The following is an 18,070-nucleotide window of genomic DNA, read 5'->3' as shown; positions in this document are numbered from 1 at the left end:
TAAAACTTTTGAAATAATAAACAATTTCAAAGTATTTATCCAAAGTTTTTGGAATAGATGGAAAAAACACTTCGTGCAAAAAAAATATCATTTGGTGCAAAAACAAACAAATTCTGATTGCATAGACGTAACTTTGCAAGAATTTTTTGAAAAGCAATGAAATCTCAAGGATATATTTTAGCCATTATTTCAGCCATTTCGTATGGTTTGATTCCGATTTTTATACTTCCTATGAAACAGATTAACTTCTCGATGGACGTTACGTTGTTTTATAGATTTTTATTTTCAGCAATTATGGTGAGCCTGTATCTACTATATAAAAAGGTAAATTTTAAAATCAACAAATGGGAATGTAGGATTCTAATGATTTTGGGATTATTTTATGCCCTATCATCAGAATTTTTGTTTCTGGGATATGATTATTTATCTGCTGGAATTGCCTCGACAGTTCTTTTCGTTTATCCCGTTATAGTCGCGTTGATTATGTTTTTATTTTACCATGAAAAACTTTCCAAAATGGGCATTGTTTCATTATTATTGGCTTTTTCTGGCGTTATAATTTTGTGTTTGAAAGGTGATAAATTTGAAATAAATTATCTGGGGCTCGGAATTGTATTGCTGAGTGCGTTGTTTTATGGCCTTTATATCATCATCGTGAACAAAGCAAAAATCAATGTTTCTGGGATAAAATTGTCTTTCTACTCGATGTTATTCACGTCTATTTATTTTTTAATAAAATCTTTGATTTCAAAAGAAAATCTAAGCATTCCTAGTTTTTCTCTTGTTTTAAATTTCGTCAGTTTTGCATTGGTAACCACATTAATATCTAGTGTAACTTTGGTTTTAGCCATCCAGAAAATCGGTTCTACGCCCACTGCAATTATGGGCGCTTTGGAACCAGTTGTTGCCGTTGCCGTGAGTGTTTATTTCTTTAATGAAGATTTCACACGCAATTTATTAATCGGAATTGTCTTAATACTAAGCGGCGTTTCGCTCAATATGTTATCTTCCCGAAAAGAAGTTTAAAGATAAAATTAAAACATAAAAAAACTCCCAAAATAGGGAGTTTTATATTTAAGATAAATTTGATTATCTGTTTGTCATGTCAACATAGTCTCTAAGACCGGCACCTTGGTACACTTGCCTTGGACGACCAATTGGATCACCTTTCAATCTCATTTCTTTCCATTGAGAAATCCATCCTGGAAGTCTTCCTAATGCAAACATTACTGTAAACATTTCTGTTGGAATGCCTAATGCTCTGTAGATAATTCCTGAGTAGAAGTCAACGTTTGGATACAATTTTTTAGATACGAAATAATCATCTTCCAATGCTACTTTTTCTAGTTGCATTGCGATATCTAAAGCTTTATCGTGGATTCCTAATTTGTTAAGGATATCGTCTGCTGCTTTTTTGATAATCTTAGCACGCGGATCGAAGTTTTTATAAACTCTGTGTCCGAAGCCCATTAGTCTGAAGCTGTCTTCTTTGCTCTTCGCTTTTTCCACCCACTTATTAACGTCACCACCGTCTTGTTCTATCATTTCTAGCATTTCAATAACTGCTTGGTTAGCACCACCGTGAAGTGGTCCCCAAAGTGCAGAAACTCCAGCAGAGATAGATGCGAAAAGCCCTGTGTGTGCAGAACCCACCATTCTTACTGTAGAAGTAGAACAGTTTTGCTCATGGTCAGCGTGAAGGATTAACAATTTATCTAAAGCATCTACTACAACTGGATCCATTACAAATTCTTCGTTTGGTAATCTGAATGCCATTCTGTAGAAGTTCTCAACATAGCTTAAGCTATTATCACCGTGATTGATTGGTAAACCTTGCGTTTTTCTGTAAGTCCATGCACAAAGATGAGAGAATTTTGCTAACATTAATTCTGCTGCGTGATCCATTTCTTCTTTTGAATTAACATTAACCGCTTTAGGGTTAAAAGCTGTCAAAGAAGAAGTCAAAGTAGACAAAACGCCCATAGGATGAGCAGAACGAGGGAAAACGTCAAGAATTTTTTTCATTTCGTCTGCTACGAAATTATAATTTTTGATGTTTTTATCAAAAGAAGTAAACTGATCTTGTGTTGGTAATTCACCATGAAGTAACAAATACATTACTTCTGTAAAGTTTGATTTTTCAGCAATTTGCTCGATAGGATAACCTCTGTAGAACAATTCTCCTTTATCACCATCTAGGTAAGTAATATCACTGATTGTTGCACCAGTATTTTTGTAACCTAAATCCAAAGTGATAAGACCCGTTTGGTCTCTTAATTTAGAAATGTCTATCCCTCTATCTCCAATAGTGCTGTCAACGATAGGATATTCATAGGAATTACCATCGTAATTCAATATAACTTTATTATCTGACATTATAAAATAATTTTGGTATAAATATACATAAAAAAGAGCAAACAGCGAAAGTTCGCTCTTTTTAAAATTTTGTTAAAACTTACTTATCTTTTAATTTTAAAAGCATCCAAACCTGGGAAAACGGCTGTTTCACCCAATGCTTCTTCAATTCTTATCAATTGGTTGTATTTTGCCATTCTATCAGAACGAGATGCAGACCCAGTTTTGATTTGTCCACAGTTCATCGCAACAGCAAGGTCAGCAATGGTTGCATCTTCTGTTTCACCCGATCTGTGAGACATTACAGATGTGTACTTATTATTTTGAGCCATTTGAACTGCAGCCATCGTTTCGGAAAGAGAACCAATTTGGTTAACTTTTACCAAAATAGAATTGGCAACTTCTTCTTTAATACCTCTAGACAATCTTTCAACATTTGTTACAAACAAGTCATCACCAACCAATTGTACGCTGTCACCGATTTTGTCTGTTAGCATTTTCCAACCTTCCCAGTCATCTTCATGCATACCATCTTCGATTGAGATAATTGGATATTTAGCTGCTAATTCTGCCAAATAGTTAACTTGCTCGCTTCTATTGAACTGTGCAGAATCTGGTGTTTGGAATTTTCTATAATCGTAAATACCATCTTTATAAAATTCTGACGCCGCACAATCCAAAGCAATCATCACATCATCACCTGGCTTGTAACCTGCCTTTTCAATCGCCTGTAATAAAGTGTCTAGAGCATCCTCTGTCCCTTTAAATGTTGGCGCAAATCCTCCTTCGTCCCCAACAGCTGTTGATAAGCCTCTAGAATGTAAAATAGATTTTAAATTGTGGAAAATTTCAGTTCCTTTTCTCAAAGCGTGAGAGAAAGAGTCTGCCTTCACAGGCATTACCATAAACTCTTGAAATGCAATTGGCGCATCTGAGTGAGATCCTCCGTTGATAACATTCATCATCGGTACAGGAAGCGTATTGGCATTAACACCACCCACATACTTATAAAGTGGCATTCTCAACTCGTTAGCGGCAGCCTTTGCAGCGGCCAAAGAAACACCAAGAATAGCATTAGCACCAAGATTCCCCTTGTTGTTGGACCCATCAAGGTCAATCATAATTTGGTCTAACAAATTTTGCTCAAAAACTGGCAAACCAATTAATTCTGGAGCAATAACTTCTTTTACATTTTCTACAGCTTTCAGGACGCCTTTTCCAAGATAATCGCTCCCACCGTCTCTTAATTCAACTGCTTCATGCTCACCAGTCGATGCTCCAGAAGGCACTGCCGCACGTCCCATTGCACCATTTTCTGTGAATACGTCAACTTCTACTGTTGGATTACCTCTAGAGTCTAGAATTTGTCTAGCATCGATAAAAGAAATGTAACTCATTTTCTAAATTTAATTTGATTTAATATTCATTTTTAAAGCTTTACAAAATTAGTCAATTGAATTGATATTTTATGAAAACATGATTAATATTTGATAGAATTCTTTAAAGTCTTTAATTGAAATTTTAAAATAAAATAATTTGTATGCATTAGTAGTTTTTAAATTTATAAAAAGAAAACAAGATCATATTTTATCCGTTTTATATCCCAAAAAAGAATAAGATTAACAAGAAAGCGCTTTTATTAAAAATATTGTTAGTATAATTTGCATTCAGAATAAAAAAAGGAATATATTTATAATATGATTATACAAAATATTGTATTTTGCAAATAGAACTATTGTACAAAAATTAAAAAGAGATGACTTTTAAAAATATCATTCTAGAAAAGAAAGAAAAAATCGCCTACATAACAATTAACAGACCCCAAAGTCTGAATGCTCTTAATGCGCCATTGTTAATAGAACTCAACAAAGCTTTAGAGAATGTCGAGAAGGACAAATTTATAAAAGTGATTATCTTAACAGGTTCTGGCGAAAAATCTTTTGTAGCGGGAGCAGATATTAAAGAATTTACAGACTTGGACGTTTCGCAAGCAGAAGCACTTTCTAGAGATAATCAAAAACTAATATTTGATAAAATTGAAAATCTAAACAAACCAGTAATTGCTGCGGTTAATGGTTTTGCTCTTGGTGGCGGGTTAGAACTGGCAATGGCTTGTCACATAAGATACGCATCAGAAAATGCAAAACTTGGACTTCCAGAAGTTACCTTAGGATTGATTCCTGGTTATGGTGGCACACAAAGACTTCCAAAATTGGTAGGAAAAGGTCTTGCCAATGAGATGATTTTCTCTGCGAAGATGATTACAGCACAACGTGCCAAAGAAATCGGCTTAGTTAATGAGGTTTTCCCAATTGAAGAACTTCTTACTAAAACAACCGAGTTAGCAGAAACAATTTCAAAAAACTCACCTTTAGCCATAGAAAAGGCTATCGAGGCTGTCAACTTTTCTAATGATTCACAAGCTGGTTTTGAAAAAGAAATTAAAAACTTTGGAGAATTGTTTGGCCTCGAGGACAAAAAAGAAGGCGTAAATGCATTTTTAGAAAAGAGAAAACCAAATTTCTAAAACAACATGAACTTTAATAAGTTTGACATTGCCTATCTAAAAATGGCGCTAGAATGGGCCAATCTTTCGTATTGCAGACGAAAACAAGTGGGCGCCCTAATCGTTAAAGACAGAATGATTATATCAGACGGCTACAATGGGACGCCGTCTGGTTTTGAAAATAATTGTGAGGACGACATGGGAAAAACACATTGGTATGTATTGCACGCAGAAGCCAATGCCATTCTGAAAATGTCCTCCAGCACACAATCTGCAAAAGGCGCAACACTGTACCTTACAATGTCGCCATGCAAAGAATGCAGCAAGTTGATTTTACAATCTGGCATTAGTAAAGTCGTCTATATCAATGATTATTCCGACAATTCTGGACTGGATTTTTTAACAAGCGCAGGAATAGAAATTTTAAAAATAAGTGAAGAAAAATTATATGAGTTAAAATAAAAACACAAATAAAAAACACAAATAATGAATTGGTCTGAAAAAATAAACGACTTTTCAAATTATCTAAAATTTGAAAAGAACTTCTCCGACAATACGCTCGAAGCTTATGTACGGGATATTAAAAAACTACAAGAATACGCCCAAACAGAACTCGAAGGCATCTCGCCTTTAGATATTAGCTTTGATCATTTACAAGAATTTATATACCAACTTTCCAAAAAGAAAATTAGCGAAAGATCGCAAGCAAGATGGATTTCTTCCATAAAAGCTTTTTTTAAATATCTTGTAGAAGACGAAATACGAAATGACAATCCCGCGACATTGTTGACAGGTCCAAAACTTGGCTTGTATCTTCCTGACACGCTAAGTTTTGAAGATATTGAAAAAATTATAAACTCTATTGACACCAGCAACGATCTTGGACAACGCAACAGATGCATTCTGGAAGTTTTGTATGCCTGTGGACTTCGCGTTTCGGAACTTATAGATTTAAAGATTTCTAATCTTAACCTCAAAGAACATTATCTCAAAGTTCAAGGAAAGGGAAACAAAATCAGACTTGTTCCATTAGCCGAATACACCGCCACAATCCTAAGGGACTACATCAAAGATGTCCGCGCCAAAGGTAAAATAAACAAAAAATTTGAAGATGTCATTTTCCTTAATTCTCGTGGTTCTAGCATGTCACGCGTTATTGTATTTTTAATTATTAAAGAATTGACCAATCGTGCAGGCGTTAACAAAAACATCTCGCCACATACATTTCGCCATTCTTTTGCGACGCACTTGTTACAAAACGGTGCAGATTTGCGCTATATCCAGGAAATGTTAGGACATAGTAGCATTACAACAACCCAAATATACACCAGACTGGAAACTGAAGAATTAAGAGATGTCATTCTTAATTATCACCCAAGAAATCAAACTTTATAATATGAATCAATTAAAATATTGTCCAAAATGTGGCAACCAATCCTTACTTTGGGATGGCGAAAAAAAATGGAGTTGCGGACAATGCGATTATACATTATACCACAATTGCGCTGGAGCCGTGGCGGTTGTCATCCGTTGTGGTGATGAGATTTTTTTAACCAAACGAAATCAAAATCCTAGTATTGGGAAGTTGGATCTCAGCGGAGGATTTGTCGATCCCAAAGAATCCGCAGAAGAAACTTGTCGCCGCGAATTGAAAGAAGAGCTAAACCTTGACATCGATACTAAAAAATTAAAATATCTAACAAGCTCTCCCAATGTCTATCATTACAAAGATATCGACTACAATACTTTGGATTTATTTTATGAATATGAAGTTGATGAAAAGTTCGTTCCGGAACTAGAGAAAAAAGAAGTTTCTGATTTTATTTGGATTAAAAAAGAAGTTATCAATCTCGAAGACATCGCTTTTGAATCTCAAAAAAACTTTTTTAAAACTTATTAAATATATTCCATAAAAAATCCCTCACGAGCTAAACGTGAGGGATTTTATTTTAAGATAAGAATTAAAATTAGATCTGAGGTCCGCTAGCGATTAATGCTTTAGCCTCGTCATTATTAGCATATTGTTCAAAATACTTGATATAACGAGATGCCAAATCTTTAGCTTTAGCTTCCCATTCTGCTTTATCGGCATAAGTATCTCTTGGGTCCAGAATACCTTCTGACACATTAGGAAGTGCCGTTGGGAATTCAAGATTCATTACAGGAACTGTATCGGTAGTTGCTTTATCGATAGAACCATCAATAATAGCATCGATAATTGCTCTTGTATCTTTTAAAGAAATTCTCTTACCTGTACCATTCCATCCTGTATTAACTAAATAAGCTTTGGCACCATGTTCTTTCATTTTTCCAATTAATGTATGAGAATACATTGTTGGGTGAAGCGACAAGAAAGCCTCACCAAATGCTGGAGAGAATGATGGTGTTGGTTCTGTAATGCCTCTTTCTGTACCGGCCAATTTTGACGTATATCCACAAAGGAAATGGTATTGCGCCTGGTCATCAGTTAAGATAGAAACTGGAGGCAACACACCGAATGCATCTGCAGAAAGATAAATAATCTTTTTAGCGTGTCCAGCTTTAGAAGGTAAAACAATTTTGTTAATATGATAAATTGGGTAAGAAACTCGTGTGTTTTCTGTGATAGAGCCATCCGCAAAATCAACTTCACCGTTGTCTTTTACCACTACGTTTTCTAATAATGCATCTCTCTTGATAGCTGCAAAAATGTCTGGTTCTTTTTCAGCAGAAAGGTCGATAACTTTTGCATAACAACCACCTTCATAGTTGAATACGCCATTTTCATCCCAACCATGCTCATCATCCCCAATTAGGTAGCGTTTTGGATCAGCAGAAAGTGTCGTTTTACCAGTTCCTGAAAGTCCAAAGAACACCGCAACATCACCCTCTTCGCCAACGTTAGCAGAACAGTGCATAGAAGCCATACCTTTTAGCGGAAGATAATAGTTCATCATAGAGAACATACCCTTTTTCATTTCGCCACCATACCAAGTACCTCCGATGATTTGAATTTTCTTCGTCAAATCAAACATGACAAAAACCTCCGAATTAAGACCTTGCTCTTTCCAATTTGGATTAACTGTTTCTGCAGAATTGATTACTAAGAAATCTGGCTCGCCATAATGCTCTAATTCGTAATGTGAAGGACGAATAAACATATTGGTTACAAAATGCGCCTGCCAAGCCACTTTTGTTATAAATCTTACTTTAAGACGTGTATCTGGATTAGTTCCGCAGTATGTATCTACAACATACAACTTACTTCCAGACATATCTCTCTGTACCAAACCTAGTAATTCATCAAAAATAGCAGTTGTTGTTGGTCTGTTGATGTTACCATCCCACCAAATTGTGTTCTCAGAAGCGGCATCTTTTACAATGTAACGATCTTTTGGTGATCGACCTGTAAAAACACCTGTGTTAACAGATACTGCTCCTGTTGTGGTTAAAATTCCTTTAGCAAATCCTTCGTTATTAGGATTCATTTCTTCTTGGAAAAGTGTTTCGTAAGAAGGATTGTAAAGTATCTCTGCGTCCGTTGTGATACCATTACGCTCTAGGTAGCGTTTAATGTGTTCCATAATTTACTAATTACTATATTATTTGACCTTTTGCAAATTTAAACCCTTAAAGTAATATTTTTAAATTAAATAAAATGACAATCGTCAGTTTTCAAAAAAATTAATTAAACATTATGAATATACCATTTCATTCCATGGAATTATTGTTTCAAAACCCTTTTTAGAAAAGTATTTTTCATAATCTTCAAATTTTGAAGTCAGCACAAAATCGCCTCCCCAAGCACCCAAAGACTTCACAAAAACAGGACAATCTTCAAAAAATTCTTTTTTAACACATTTTTTATCTAAAAAAATGGATAACAAATTTTCATGCTCTTGCATCAAATTTGAGAATTCTGTCAAACTTTTTGTTTCTAAAACCTTTTCCGTTAATTGGGTAAATTCTGAAATTAAAGTCATTGATTTTTCTTTAGAACGGTAAAGTCTGATGCCTTCTCGACTGTCTTGTTTTTGATTAAGATGAACAAAAACCAAGTCTTTCAAAAAATCGGGTTTAAAATCTACTCGCTCATAAGTTGGTTCAGAATCCTGGATTTGAAAAACGATCGCATGATTTGCTTCCGCTACGGCAATGTCATAACCACTTCCGCCCAATGATAAAGCATTTAGCCTAAACGCGTCAACGTCTGTCCATTTTGCAAGACTCGTCATCAAAGTAGAACTACTTCCCAAACCATAATTAGCTGGAAACTGAAGGTTAGAAACCACATCAACACCTTCATTAGTATCAAATTTCTTAGAACCCAAAACTTGACAATTCCTCAAAGTATTTAAAACAAACTCGGCCGCTTGTGGATTATTAGATTCCAAAACCTTCCATGCTTTAAAATCAATCTGGGCAGTTAACCAGACATCGCCTTGATGTTTGCCCATCCAAGATAACTGATGCTTGTTTTCTAGTTGCTCCTTAAAAAAAAACTCTTGCCCCCAATTGGTTGGTACAGCAAGAGCTTTTGCACCGTCAAGAACGACGTATTCTGAAGTGAGCAATAATTTCCCGCGAGAAAAAATTTGACTCATAGTTTTTTAAATTATAAGGCTGAAGATACGAAAATTTCAGGATTTATTTTCTTGATTAAACCTTGTAAGGTTTTCCCAGGTCCAACTTCGATAAACATTTCCGCGCCATCTTTAATCATATTTTGCACACTTTGAGTCCATTTTACAGGGCCTGTCAATTGTGCAATAAGATTTTTTTGAATTTCAACAGGATCAGAAACTGCTGTCATTGTAATATTTTGATAAACCGGAATCGTCGCATTTCTAAACTTTGTATTCTCAATTGCTGCCGCCAATCTTTCCTGTGCAGGTTGCATCAATGGAGAATGAAATGCGCCATTAACAGGCAAAAGTAAAGCTCTTTTTGCGCCTGCTTCTTTCAAAACGGCACAAGCTTTTTCAACCGCTTCTGTTTCTCCTGAAATGACCAATTGTCCTGGACAATTGTAATTTGCAGGAACCACAATTCCATCAATAGATTGACAAATATCTTCAACAACTTGATCTTCCAAGCCTAAGATTGCCGCCATAGAACTCGGATTAGCATCGCATGCTTCTTGCATAGCGGCTGCTCTTTCCGCAACTAATTTTAGACCGTCTTCAAAAGACAAAACGCCATTAGCCACCAAAGCTGAAAACTCACCCAAAGAATGTCCCGCTACCATCTGCGCCCCTAATGTGTCTATCGCTTTAACCGCTGCCACAGAATGGATAAAAATCGCTGGTTGTGTAACTTTAGTTTTCTTAAGATCGTCATCCGTTCCCGCGAACATGATGTTAAGAATATCGAAGCCTAGAATCTCATTTGCAGAATCCATCAAGTCTTTGATGTCTCTGCGGGCATCATATAACTCTTTACCCATCCCAACATATTGAGACCCCTGACCAGGGAATACAAGTGCTTTCATATATTAACTCTTTCCTATACTTAAAAATTAAGGCACCAATCTCACCACTCTGTAACCTGTGTTGACATAAGCACCATTTGGTTTGATTCTCGTGAATTCAAACTTTGTCGCTAATTGTGTTTGCGACTTATTAATTTGTTTAAAAATTTCTCCTTTTTTGTTCTCTCTAGACAACATATCGTTAACCACGTCAAATCCTACAACAGCATAACGGCCTGGCGTTTTACAATATTTCTTCTTGTAATCACTCAAAACTTCGGTTTCGAAAGCCCCTTCGGTATTGATTTTTTTATCCATCAAATAGACCAAACTTGACTTTGATAAGTCGTCGGTTTTTTTCTCAAATGCTGAATTATAAAACATGCTGAATGCTTTGTTTCCGTCAACGTCTTTGGATAAAGCAATTAATCGGTTAGCGTAAGCAACGCCAACATTATCTTCGTCATTAGCAAGAATCGAAATAATTGGCGCAGATTGACCTGTCATCATATTTTGATCCAACTGAATATCATTAGCCGAATTTACTATAATAATTTCTGGTTTTTTAAGATTTTTTTCCAATCCTGTTTTGATAGCGTTTGCATTCGCTTTTGTATCGTCAGCCACGATATATATTTTTTGATTAGAGTAGACCTGCCCAACCTCTTTTATCATTCTCTCGACATACGCATCGTGGTTGGTTTCTACAATGATTAAATTGCTGTAATTGTATAAATCCTCAGAATTTGCAAAAGGTGCAACAACAGGGATTTTTTTATTTTTTACAAATTCTAAAACCTCAATAACGCTCGTTTTGAAAAAAGGACCGATGATTAAATCTGTATTGTCTTGATTAATTTGCGAAATGCTATTTTTAAAAGTATTTTCGTTTCCGGCATCAATAACTTTGATATCGAGATTCATTCCCTTAGCCACATTACGTTCTACGGCTAGTTTTGCTCCTGTCAAAAAATCCAAAGCCATCGATCTATATTTGCTATCATTTGCATCAAAACCAAATGGTAACATTAAAACCACATTCAGGTTATCGCCATTTTTTTTTGAATACATTGGGTCTAGCTTTTTAATTTTCAAAAGCATTCCCGCACGAAGTCCATTGACTAAATCTGGGTTGAGTGCCAACAATTCATTAAGATCGACATTGAATTTATTTGTAATTCCGAAAACCGTATCACCACTTTTCACAGTGTATGTAATATAGTCATCCGTACTCGTAGTTGACGTTGTTGTTTCTGTGGTTGTAGCTACAGTATTATTGCTGGCGGTCGTTGTTTCTACTTTGGTTACAGGTTTTGTTTCTGCAACTACAATTGTAGAATTAGAAAGATCTCCTTTTATACGGATTTGATCTCCCGCTTTAAGGCCTTTTTCTTCAAGACCTGGATTCAAAGCAAACAATTGTTTTTGCGTAATGTTGAACTGTCTCGAAATTTTATAATAATTATCTTTTTCTTTAATCGTGTACAACTCATCTGCTTCTCCTGCGGATGAAGAAGTTGTTGTCGTTGTAACAGTTGACGTTTGGCTTGTAGCTGCTCCGTCTGCATATTTCTTAATATTATCTAAAGGCAAAACAACTTCGTCACCAATCTTCATGTGATTATCCAAATTCGGATTTAGTTTGCGAAGATCAGCTTCAGAAATATGATATTGTTTTGTAATACCATAAATTGTTTGTTTTGGCTGAAGAATAATTGCTCCTGTTTTATTTGAAGCTGTGGTAGTAGTTGCGGGTTTTGTAGCCGCAGATGTATTTTGACTTCCTGATTTAGAAACCTTTAACATGTCACCAATACCAATTGCTCCTTCTTTAATCTGAGGATTCAGTTGATAAAGCTCTGCCAAGCTAAGTCCGTATTTTTTTGCAATACCATAGGCCGTTTCTTTCGGTTCGACTTTGTGAGTTGCTTGTGCACTTGCAATTAAAACTGTTGTTAATGCAGATAAAACAAAGATTTTCTTAATCATCTTATAAAATAATATTTACAAAAATAAGGCTTTCAAATTAAATGCGAAACGATCAATTCTGATTTTTCCACATTCATCAGTTCGTAACAAGATTTTAGCCAATCTGGTCCGTCGTCCGCATAAAAAACCGAAAAGTTGTATTGTCGTTCCTGCCAAATCCCTCCAGGATGGACTTCTAGAAAAATATCTTCGTAGCGTTTTAGTTTTTCAGAATGCTTGATTTTCTCTGCGCGAAGCAATCTTTGCTGCATTCTTTTAAAAGATTTTAGTTGTCGTGTTTCTTCGGCTTCCACCAAATTTTTAAATGTCACATCGGTCTGCCAAGCTTCTTCTTTCAAAACAGAGAAACGCTTTTTTAGTTCTTCTTCTTGCAATATTAAAAGCTCGTGTAAAGCTTGATTTTCCAACAAATGTTTTTTTATAATGCTCGAAAAATCATCAAAAAACTCCGAAATATTTAAACTGAGTTTTTCAATTTTATTAAAGGTTTTTTCTTTTAAAAACAATAAAGAATTACGCGGAATCAACACTGGAAACGGCACATCAACCGATGCAAAATAATCTGAAAGTTCTAGCCAATACATAACTTCGGCATTTCCTCCAACATAAGCTAGATTAGGCAAGATACGTTCTTGATAAACAGGACGCAGCACCGCATTGGGACTAAATTTTTCAGGATTCTTTTCTAAATCTTTTAAAATTTCTTGTTCTGTAAAATTGATGTCTGTGTCGAGAACAACGAATTTATCATTTTGCCGATCAATTCTATTTCGGGTTTCCGAAAGATAAAAAAGATTAATCGCACGAGGATTTACTTGAACTTTATGGTATTTTTTTTCTAAAAGATTTCTTCTTTCCAAAGTTGTTTTAAAAAGTTGCTCCTCTAATAATTCCTTTTTAAAAGTAGGGATCATTAAGGCTTTCAAAGCTTTGTCGTCGCCATCCAACATCAACAAGCCATAATCTGCAAATAGATTTTGTCCGATAATTCTGGTTGCTTCGGCGAAAGTATTCCCCACTTTGTAGGCTTCCTTCATCATCAAAATTAACTCCGTACCGAACACAAAATCTTTAAACTCTTTTTCAAATTCGGAAATAAAATATTGATCTTCAACTTTTATTCGTCCAACTGGACCGCCTTGTTTGGCTTTGGTTTGATAAAAATGATGCTCGGTTTTGAAATGGTCTATTTCATCAAAATCATGATCTTCTGTAGCCATCCAAAAAATAGGAACGAAATTTTTAGTTGGAAATTGTTTCTTTAGCTCCTCGGTCGTTTTTATCGTTTGTAAAATTTTATAAATGAAAAAAACAGGCCCTGTAAAAAGATTCAGTTGATGACCTGTTGTTATCGTAAACGTATTGTCTTGCTTTAACAAATCCAAATTTTGTTGTTGTAAAAATGACAAATTTTGGTTATGCAATTGTTTGGTCAAACTTTGATGCAAAACTTCACGAACTTTGGGCGAGTAAGATTTTTCTTTTTCTCCAATTTGTTGAGAAATTGTTTCAAAACTAAAAGGTTTTGAAGCCGCAAAATCTAGATTATCACTTAGAAAATCTTTGATAAGTTGCGGAATACTTTTGATATGATTAAAATCCAAATTCATCCTCTTGAATTTAGCTAAATAAGTACCAAACGATTCCCAAATTCAACCGAAAATCATAAATCGGAAAATATGGCGCTGTATAAGATTTGTTTTGTAAAAATGTCGTATTAAAATGTTGCGCTTCGATATAGAAGAACATACGTTTCACTTTCAGATTAAAATAAGCATCCGCAATCGGCTGGCCTCCGATGGAATAAGCTCTGTCATTGGGAAGCATAAATTCGTTAAGAACTGGCGAATAATCGCGTGATGCAAATTTTGTGAAATAATAAACTTTAACGCCCGCTTGTATTTCGGCAGCATCTTTAAAAGCTTTGGTTTGATAATACAAATTGGCGCGGCCTATAAAGCTCGGCATCGGAAAATAATCTTTCCCCGAAATTGCATTTTGGAAATGTAATCGACCATTGAGGTTAAATTTTCCGTAACGTAAAGTCGCTTCTCCACCAACTTGTGTGATATTGAGTGCATCCGGAGCTTGTAAAGATTTTCCAGTTTTATCAAAATAAGCGTAATTGTCAACACGTACCAAATTGACATAAATATTTGAGTCAAACCATTTTAAACGAAGTTTTGCACCCAGCTCTGTCGTTGTTTCATTTTTTGGATCATTAAGATAGTAATTGTAATGTCCATAAATCGAGGTGTTCAACAAATTATTAAAACTTGGCACTGCACTTTGGAAGTTAAAATGGGCATCTACGAAATAATTTTTAATGGGCTCGAACTGAACTAAATTTGTCGTTTTAAGAAAAGTCCCGAATGTATTACCGTTAGAAAATTCAAGAAAAGATTTTAATTGAAAACGATTCCAAAGTTTGATTTCCAAATTTCCTAAAGCACCGAACCTGTTTTCTTTCAAAGTACCTGGAATGGCCAATGAGTCGGAAGGATAAAGATTCCCAAAAGTGATGTTTTGATGACGAACACCTGCATCCAATTTGAAGTTTTCTTTATCCCAAACTAAACTGAAGGTATTACTCAAGTTATCTGAATATTTCTTGGACGACAAGGCAAAACCATTAATTACATCATCTCCAAGGAAAGGATGTACTGAAGCTTGACTGAAATAATATTTGTTGCCTTGATGCGAGATCGTATGTCTAAGTTTAAAAGGATATTTTGCAGGATCCAAAGGGGCAAACTCGTGACTGAAATAATAGCGTCTGTAATACAATCTGGAAGTCACATCAGTGAGATTGGTTTCCAAATTTTGGCGGTTTTTAAAACGAGAATCACCGCTAAGAAAAACGTCTATATCTGCAATCCCACCATATTCTTCATTGTTTATATTTTGATGAATGTAATGCGCGAAGGCTTCATATTTTTCATTTTTGGATTTGTAATGCGCAGAAAATATGCTATTGTTTGACGCTGCCAAACTATTTCTGTACAAGCCTTGTGAACGCAATCCCATATATTCTATCGCAAAATTGAAATTCTTGCCTACATTTTGCGTGTAAGTTGAACTCAATGCTGCGCCATTTCGCATCGCATTGTGATAGACAAACGTTGCTGTTGGCGTTTTGACATTATAATATTTGATAACATCGGCTCCTAAAATAAAAAAAGATTTGTTGGTAGGAAGCACCGAAAGATTTTGCTCTTTATTGGTTTCAAAAATTAGTGGTTGAAAACCCGAACCTATGTTTGCAAACTGAATTTTCCCGAAGTTATCGCGGTTATTGAATTCGGTAAACGCATAGGATCGCGAAATAGAAAAGCTTGTATCAAAAAGTTTCTTTTGTGAAAACTGTGTTTGATACAAGTAATCATTAATTGTTGGTTTAAAAATTTCCAGCGAGTCTTTTGTGCCCGAAACCACAACCAAAGTATCTTCGCTTTTTTTTGTGCCGTCTTTGCTGGTTATAATCTGCGCAGACAAAAACTGAACACCAAAAAGGAATGCTAAAAGAATGTATCTCATTCGAAAGTTTTGAAATACAAAAGTAACGGATTTTTATGAATTAGTTTTGATTAATAAAATCGACTAATTTTATCAAATCAGCTTCTTTGTTTAGATTAATCTTGTTAGATTTTGCAAAGTCATTTATCAAAGTACTTTTCTCACCAAAATAATTAGAAAATTCGTTAATCGATTTAGGAATTTTATAAAATTGATATTTGGTTTGAATTAAGTAAAGATCTTTTTCTTTTTCGTAATAATCTTTAGCATCTTTAACAAATGCATTGGTACTTTTCGTACCTGCTACGAATTCAATTTTTTCTCTTTTATAAAGTTTTATATTTTTTCCTTCTTTTAGTTCTACCAGATAGCCATACTTTTTGTTTCCATCAACATTGTAGCTAAGACAGACATAGGATTTTTTAAGTTCAGGAAAATTAATTTTTAGTAAATTTTGTTTTTCTATATTATACAATCCACCAGCATCTTCGAACTCCATTTCGTCTGAATATGCATTATAACGTAGGCCTTGTTTAGGCTTCGAAAAACCTGAAATTTCTACTATACGGAATTTGTTTCCATCAATATATGCTGAGCCTTCTGTGTTATCATCTTTAATAATTTTCACACCACGAGTAAAGAAACCATTCGGTGTGATAACAACGTGATCCATTGCAGACTCTGTATTATTTGATTGTGCACTAGCAAAGCCAAAAAGTATAAAGGCTAAGATAACAATACTATTTTTCATATAAATTAATTTGGTTTAAAAATAAAAAAAACCGCTCAATAATGAGCGGTTTACTATTTATAAAAACTAAAAATTAGTTTGCATAACCTGGGTTAGGTACAACCTTAGTTCCTGGAACGTTAAGCTCGATTCTAGGAATAGGGAAAGCCAATAGGTTATCACCGATATTTCTAACTGTACCAGCAACACCCGCAGCACTTCTTTGAGTGATTGGTTGTCCTCTTCTTAGTAAGTCCCAATATCCGAAACCTTCACCAACTAGCTCTTTTTGTCTTTCTGCATATACAGCTTCAAGATTTAAACTTGTTACCTCTGGCAAAGCACCTGTAGCAATACCTCTTTTGGCTTGGATTAAGTTAAAGTATTTTTTAGCAACTTCTTCAGAACCTCCGTTAAGTTCCGCTTCAGCACCGTTTAATAATACTTCTTCATAACGAACTAGGTGGATATTATCTGTTGTACCAGTATACTTTCCGTTAAGTACGTTAGCAGCAGAAATACCATTTTTTCTGATATCATCAGCAGCAAAAGTAGCTTTAAGCGCTGGTAATACCTTCATGTTACCATAACCGTTAGGTGCAACATTCAACTTGTAAGCAGCTGACGTAGTCCCTAAATCGCCACTTGTACCAACTGCGATTTCGAACATTGAGTTAGATGCAGAGTTAGCTTTTGTGAAGCTACTTGCAAAATCAGCAGCCGCAACTACAGAGTATTTGTTAGCAGCAACGATTTCTGCAGCAAGCGTTCTTACTTTAGCATAATCTTTTTTGTAAAGATAATATCTTGTCATAAGCGCTTTAACAGAAAGTGGGTTAAGCTCTGTTTTGTTAGAATAAGCTGGAGAAGCGGTACCTGACATTAAGCTAAGTGCTTTATCAAAATCAGCTTCGATTTGAGCTCTTGTTTCCTCAACTGTAGATCTAGCCATTAGAGCTTTTGGATCATAAACAGTAGGAACAACAACCCCTAGAGTTCCTCCAGAATATTCTTGTCCGAACATTCTTAATGCATCAAATAAAGCTAAAGCTCTAGTTGCATAAGATTGTCCTTTAAGATAATTGCTTTTTGCAGTAATAACAGCTGGATCTTGAGAAGATTTCCAAGTTAATGTTTTGCTTGGCACGTTATTAATAACGATGTTTGCTTTTGCAATTGCCTGATAGATTGCCAAATAAGGATCTCTTGCATATTGGTCAGAAGAAGTCATTGAATAACTTGCTACCGTTTGGTAATATCCTGCTCCATTTTGGAAATCAGAATACATATTGTTACTACGTGCTTCTCCGATCATTAAGAAATCACATCCGTAATAACTAGCTGATCTCATAGATACATATTGTCCTTTTACAAAAGCATCTAATTCTTCGATTGTATTAAGAGGACCTTGTTGAACGTCTTGAAAAAATTCTGTTTCAACAAAATCATCACTACATGATGTTAGCGTACCTATTGTTAGTGCCGCTAAGACACCGTATTTAAAAATATGTTTTTTCATTGTTTG

At 35.1% G+C, this 18,070-nt stretch carries 15 protein-coding genes; 5 read left to right on the top strand and 10 right to left on the bottom strand.

Annotated features, from left to right (window positions below; all coding sequences use genetic code 11):
- The first annotated feature begins 156 nt into the window (after nucleotides 1-156).
- Nucleotides 157-1,026: a DMT family transporter gene (locus ACVFVN_RS02250; protein WP_456234002.1), complete on the top strand. Its 870-nt coding sequence runs from the start codon at nucleotides 157-159 to the stop codon at nucleotides 1,024-1,026.
- A gap of 63 nt (nucleotides 1,027-1,089) precedes the next feature.
- On the opposite strand, the gene ACVFVN_RS02245 is transcribed toward ACVFVN_RS02250, so the two are convergent.
- Together ACVFVN_RS02245 and eno are read right to left on the bottom strand one after the other, a co-directional pair.
- Entirely contained in the window at nucleotides 1,090-2,376 is a 1,287-nt protein-coding gene (locus ACVFVN_RS02245) for a citrate synthase (RefSeq protein WP_165135446.1), read from the bottom strand.
- An 83-nt stretch (nucleotides 2,377-2,459) separates the two neighbouring features.
- Nucleotides 2,460-3,752, bottom strand: coding sequence for a phosphopyruvate hydratase (gene eno, locus ACVFVN_RS02240; RefSeq protein WP_456234001.1), 1,293 nt, complete (start codon nucleotides 3,750-3,752; stop codon nucleotides 2,460-2,462).
- Nucleotides 3,753-4,111: 359 nt separating this feature from the next.
- On the opposite strand from eno, the gene ACVFVN_RS02235 reads away from it, so the two are divergent.
- From ACVFVN_RS02235 to ACVFVN_RS02220, 4 genes are read left to right on the top strand one after another with little or no spacing between them, the layout of a single operon-like run.
- Nucleotides 4,112-4,882, top strand: a complete 771-nt coding sequence (locus ACVFVN_RS02235) for an enoyl-CoA hydratase-related protein (protein WP_456234000.1) — start codon at nucleotides 4,112-4,114, stop codon at nucleotides 4,880-4,882.
- A gap of 6 nt (nucleotides 4,883-4,888) precedes the next feature.
- Entirely contained in the window at nucleotides 4,889-5,323 is a 435-nt protein-coding gene (locus ACVFVN_RS02230; RefSeq protein ID WP_165135437.1) for a deoxycytidylate deaminase, read from the top strand.
- Nucleotides 5,324-5,347: 24 nt separating this feature from the next.
- Nucleotides 5,348-6,256: a site-specific tyrosine recombinase XerD gene (xerD, locus tag ACVFVN_RS02225; RefSeq protein ID WP_456233999.1), complete on the top strand. Its 909-nt coding sequence runs from the start codon at nucleotides 5,348-5,350 to the stop codon at nucleotides 6,254-6,256.
- Nucleotide 6,257: 1 nt separating this feature from the next.
- The gene (locus tag ACVFVN_RS02220; RefSeq protein ID WP_456233998.1) at nucleotides 6,258-6,761 is read left to right on the top strand and encodes an NUDIX domain-containing protein; all 504 of its coding nucleotides are present in this window, start codon (nucleotides 6,258-6,260) and stop codon (nucleotides 6,759-6,761) included.
- Nucleotides 6,762-6,828: 67 nt separating this feature from the next.
- Here the strand turns inward: ACVFVN_RS02220 and pckA are convergent, their stop codons facing one another.
- From pckA to ACVFVN_RS02180, 8 genes are all read right to left on the bottom strand, one after another.
- The gene (gene pckA / locus ACVFVN_RS02215) at nucleotides 6,829-8,424 is read right to left on the bottom strand and encodes a phosphoenolpyruvate carboxykinase (ATP) (RefSeq protein ID WP_165135428.1); all 1,596 of its coding nucleotides are present in this window, start codon (nucleotides 8,422-8,424) and stop codon (nucleotides 6,829-6,831) included.
- Between the two features lie 111 nt (nucleotides 8,425-8,535).
- Complete coding sequence (locus ACVFVN_RS02210; RefSeq protein WP_456233997.1) at nucleotides 8,536-9,444, bottom strand: GYDIA family GHMP kinase; 909 nt, start codon at nucleotides 9,442-9,444, stop codon at nucleotides 8,536-8,538.
- 11 nt (nucleotides 9,445-9,455) lie between these two features.
- A complete protein-coding gene (gene fabD / locus ACVFVN_RS02205) occupies nucleotides 9,456-10,331 on the bottom strand; it encodes an ACP S-malonyltransferase (protein ID WP_165135422.1) in 876 nt (291 codons plus the stop codon).
- A 27-nt stretch (nucleotides 10,332-10,358) separates the two neighbouring features.
- The gene (locus tag ACVFVN_RS02200) at nucleotides 10,359-12,299 is read right to left on the bottom strand and encodes a LysM peptidoglycan-binding domain-containing protein (RefSeq protein WP_456233996.1); all 1,941 of its coding nucleotides are present in this window, start codon (nucleotides 12,297-12,299) and stop codon (nucleotides 10,359-10,361) included.
- A 32-nt stretch (nucleotides 12,300-12,331) separates the two neighbouring features.
- Nucleotides 12,332-13,909 (bottom strand): bacillithiol biosynthesis cysteine-adding enzyme BshC, encoded by a 1,578-nt coding sequence (bshC, locus tag ACVFVN_RS02195; protein WP_456233995.1) that lies wholly within the window; start codon nucleotides 13,907-13,909, stop codon nucleotides 12,332-12,334.
- A gap of 10 nt (nucleotides 13,910-13,919) precedes the next feature.
- Nucleotides 13,920-15,836 carry a putative porin gene (locus tag ACVFVN_RS02190; protein ID WP_456233994.1) on the bottom strand — a complete coding sequence of 639 codons (1,917 nt, stop codon included), beginning with the start codon at nucleotides 15,834-15,836 and terminating at the stop codon, nucleotides 13,920-13,922.
- 40 nt (nucleotides 15,837-15,876) lie between these two features.
- Complete coding sequence (locus ACVFVN_RS02185) at nucleotides 15,877-16,566, bottom strand: hypothetical protein (RefSeq protein ID WP_456233993.1); 690 nt, start codon at nucleotides 16,564-16,566, stop codon at nucleotides 15,877-15,879.
- Between the two features lie 73 nt (nucleotides 16,567-16,639).
- Nucleotides 16,640-18,064: a RagB/SusD family nutrient uptake outer membrane protein gene (locus tag ACVFVN_RS02180; protein WP_456233992.1), complete on the bottom strand. Its 1,425-nt coding sequence runs from the start codon at nucleotides 18,062-18,064 to the stop codon at nucleotides 16,640-16,642.
- Between the last annotated feature and the right edge of the window lie 6 nt (nucleotides 18,065-18,070).

It is taken from the genome of Soonwooa purpurea, assembly GCF_053891095.1.
This window is presented reverse-complemented; position numbering and strand designations above follow the sequence as displayed.

Excerpts from the sequence above, each read along its gene's own strand:
- eno (WP_456234001.1), bottom strand. The coding sequence starts at position 3,752 with ATGAGTTACATTTCTTTTATCGATGCTAGACAAATTCTAGACTCTAGA.
- ACVFVN_RS02180 (WP_456233992.1), bottom strand. The coding sequence starts at position 18,064 with ATGAAAAAACATATTTTTAAATACGGTGTCTTAGCGGCACTAACAATA.
- ACVFVN_RS02220 (WP_456233998.1), top strand. The coding sequence starts at position 6,258 with ATGAATCAATTAAAATATTGTCCAAAATGTGGCAACCAATCCTTACTT.
- ACVFVN_RS02245 (WP_165135446.1), bottom strand. The coding sequence starts at position 2,376 with ATGTCAGATAATAAAGTTATATTGAATTACGATGGTAATTCCTATGAA.
- ACVFVN_RS02250 (WP_456234002.1), top strand. The coding sequence starts at position 157 with ATGAAATCTCAAGGATATATTTTAGCCATTATTTCAGCCATTTCGTAT.
- ACVFVN_RS02200 (WP_456233996.1), bottom strand. The coding sequence starts at position 12,299 with ATGATTAAGAAAATCTTTGTTTTATCTGCATTAACAACAGTTTTAATT.
- ACVFVN_RS02210 (WP_456233997.1), bottom strand. The coding sequence starts at position 9,444 with ATGAGTCAAATTTTTTCTCGCGGGAAATTATTGCTCACTTCAGAATAC.
- fabD (WP_165135422.1), bottom strand. The coding sequence starts at position 10,331 with ATGAAAGCACTTGTATTCCCTGGTCAGGGGTCTCAATATGTTGGGATG.
- ACVFVN_RS02185 (WP_456233993.1), bottom strand. The coding sequence starts at position 16,566 with ATGAAAAATAGTATTGTTATCTTAGCCTTTATACTTTTTGGCTTTGCT.
- bshC (WP_456233995.1), bottom strand. The coding sequence starts at position 13,909 with ATGAATTTGGATTTTAATCATATCAAAAGTATTCCGCAACTTATCAAA.
- pckA (WP_165135428.1), bottom strand. The coding sequence starts at position 8,424 with ATGGAACACATTAAACGCTACCTAGAGCGTAATGGTATCACAACGGAC.
- xerD (WP_456233999.1), top strand. The coding sequence starts at position 5,348 with ATGAATTGGTCTGAAAAAATAAACGACTTTTCAAATTATCTAAAATTT.
- ACVFVN_RS02230 (WP_165135437.1), top strand. The coding sequence starts at position 4,889 with ATGAACTTTAATAAGTTTGACATTGCCTATCTAAAAATGGCGCTAGAA.
- ACVFVN_RS02190 (WP_456233994.1), bottom strand. The coding sequence starts at position 15,836 with ATGAGATACATTCTTTTAGCATTCCTTTTTGGTGTTCAGTTTTTGTCT.
- ACVFVN_RS02235 (WP_456234000.1), top strand. The coding sequence starts at position 4,112 with ATGACTTTTAAAAATATCATTCTAGAAAAGAAAGAAAAAATCGCCTAC.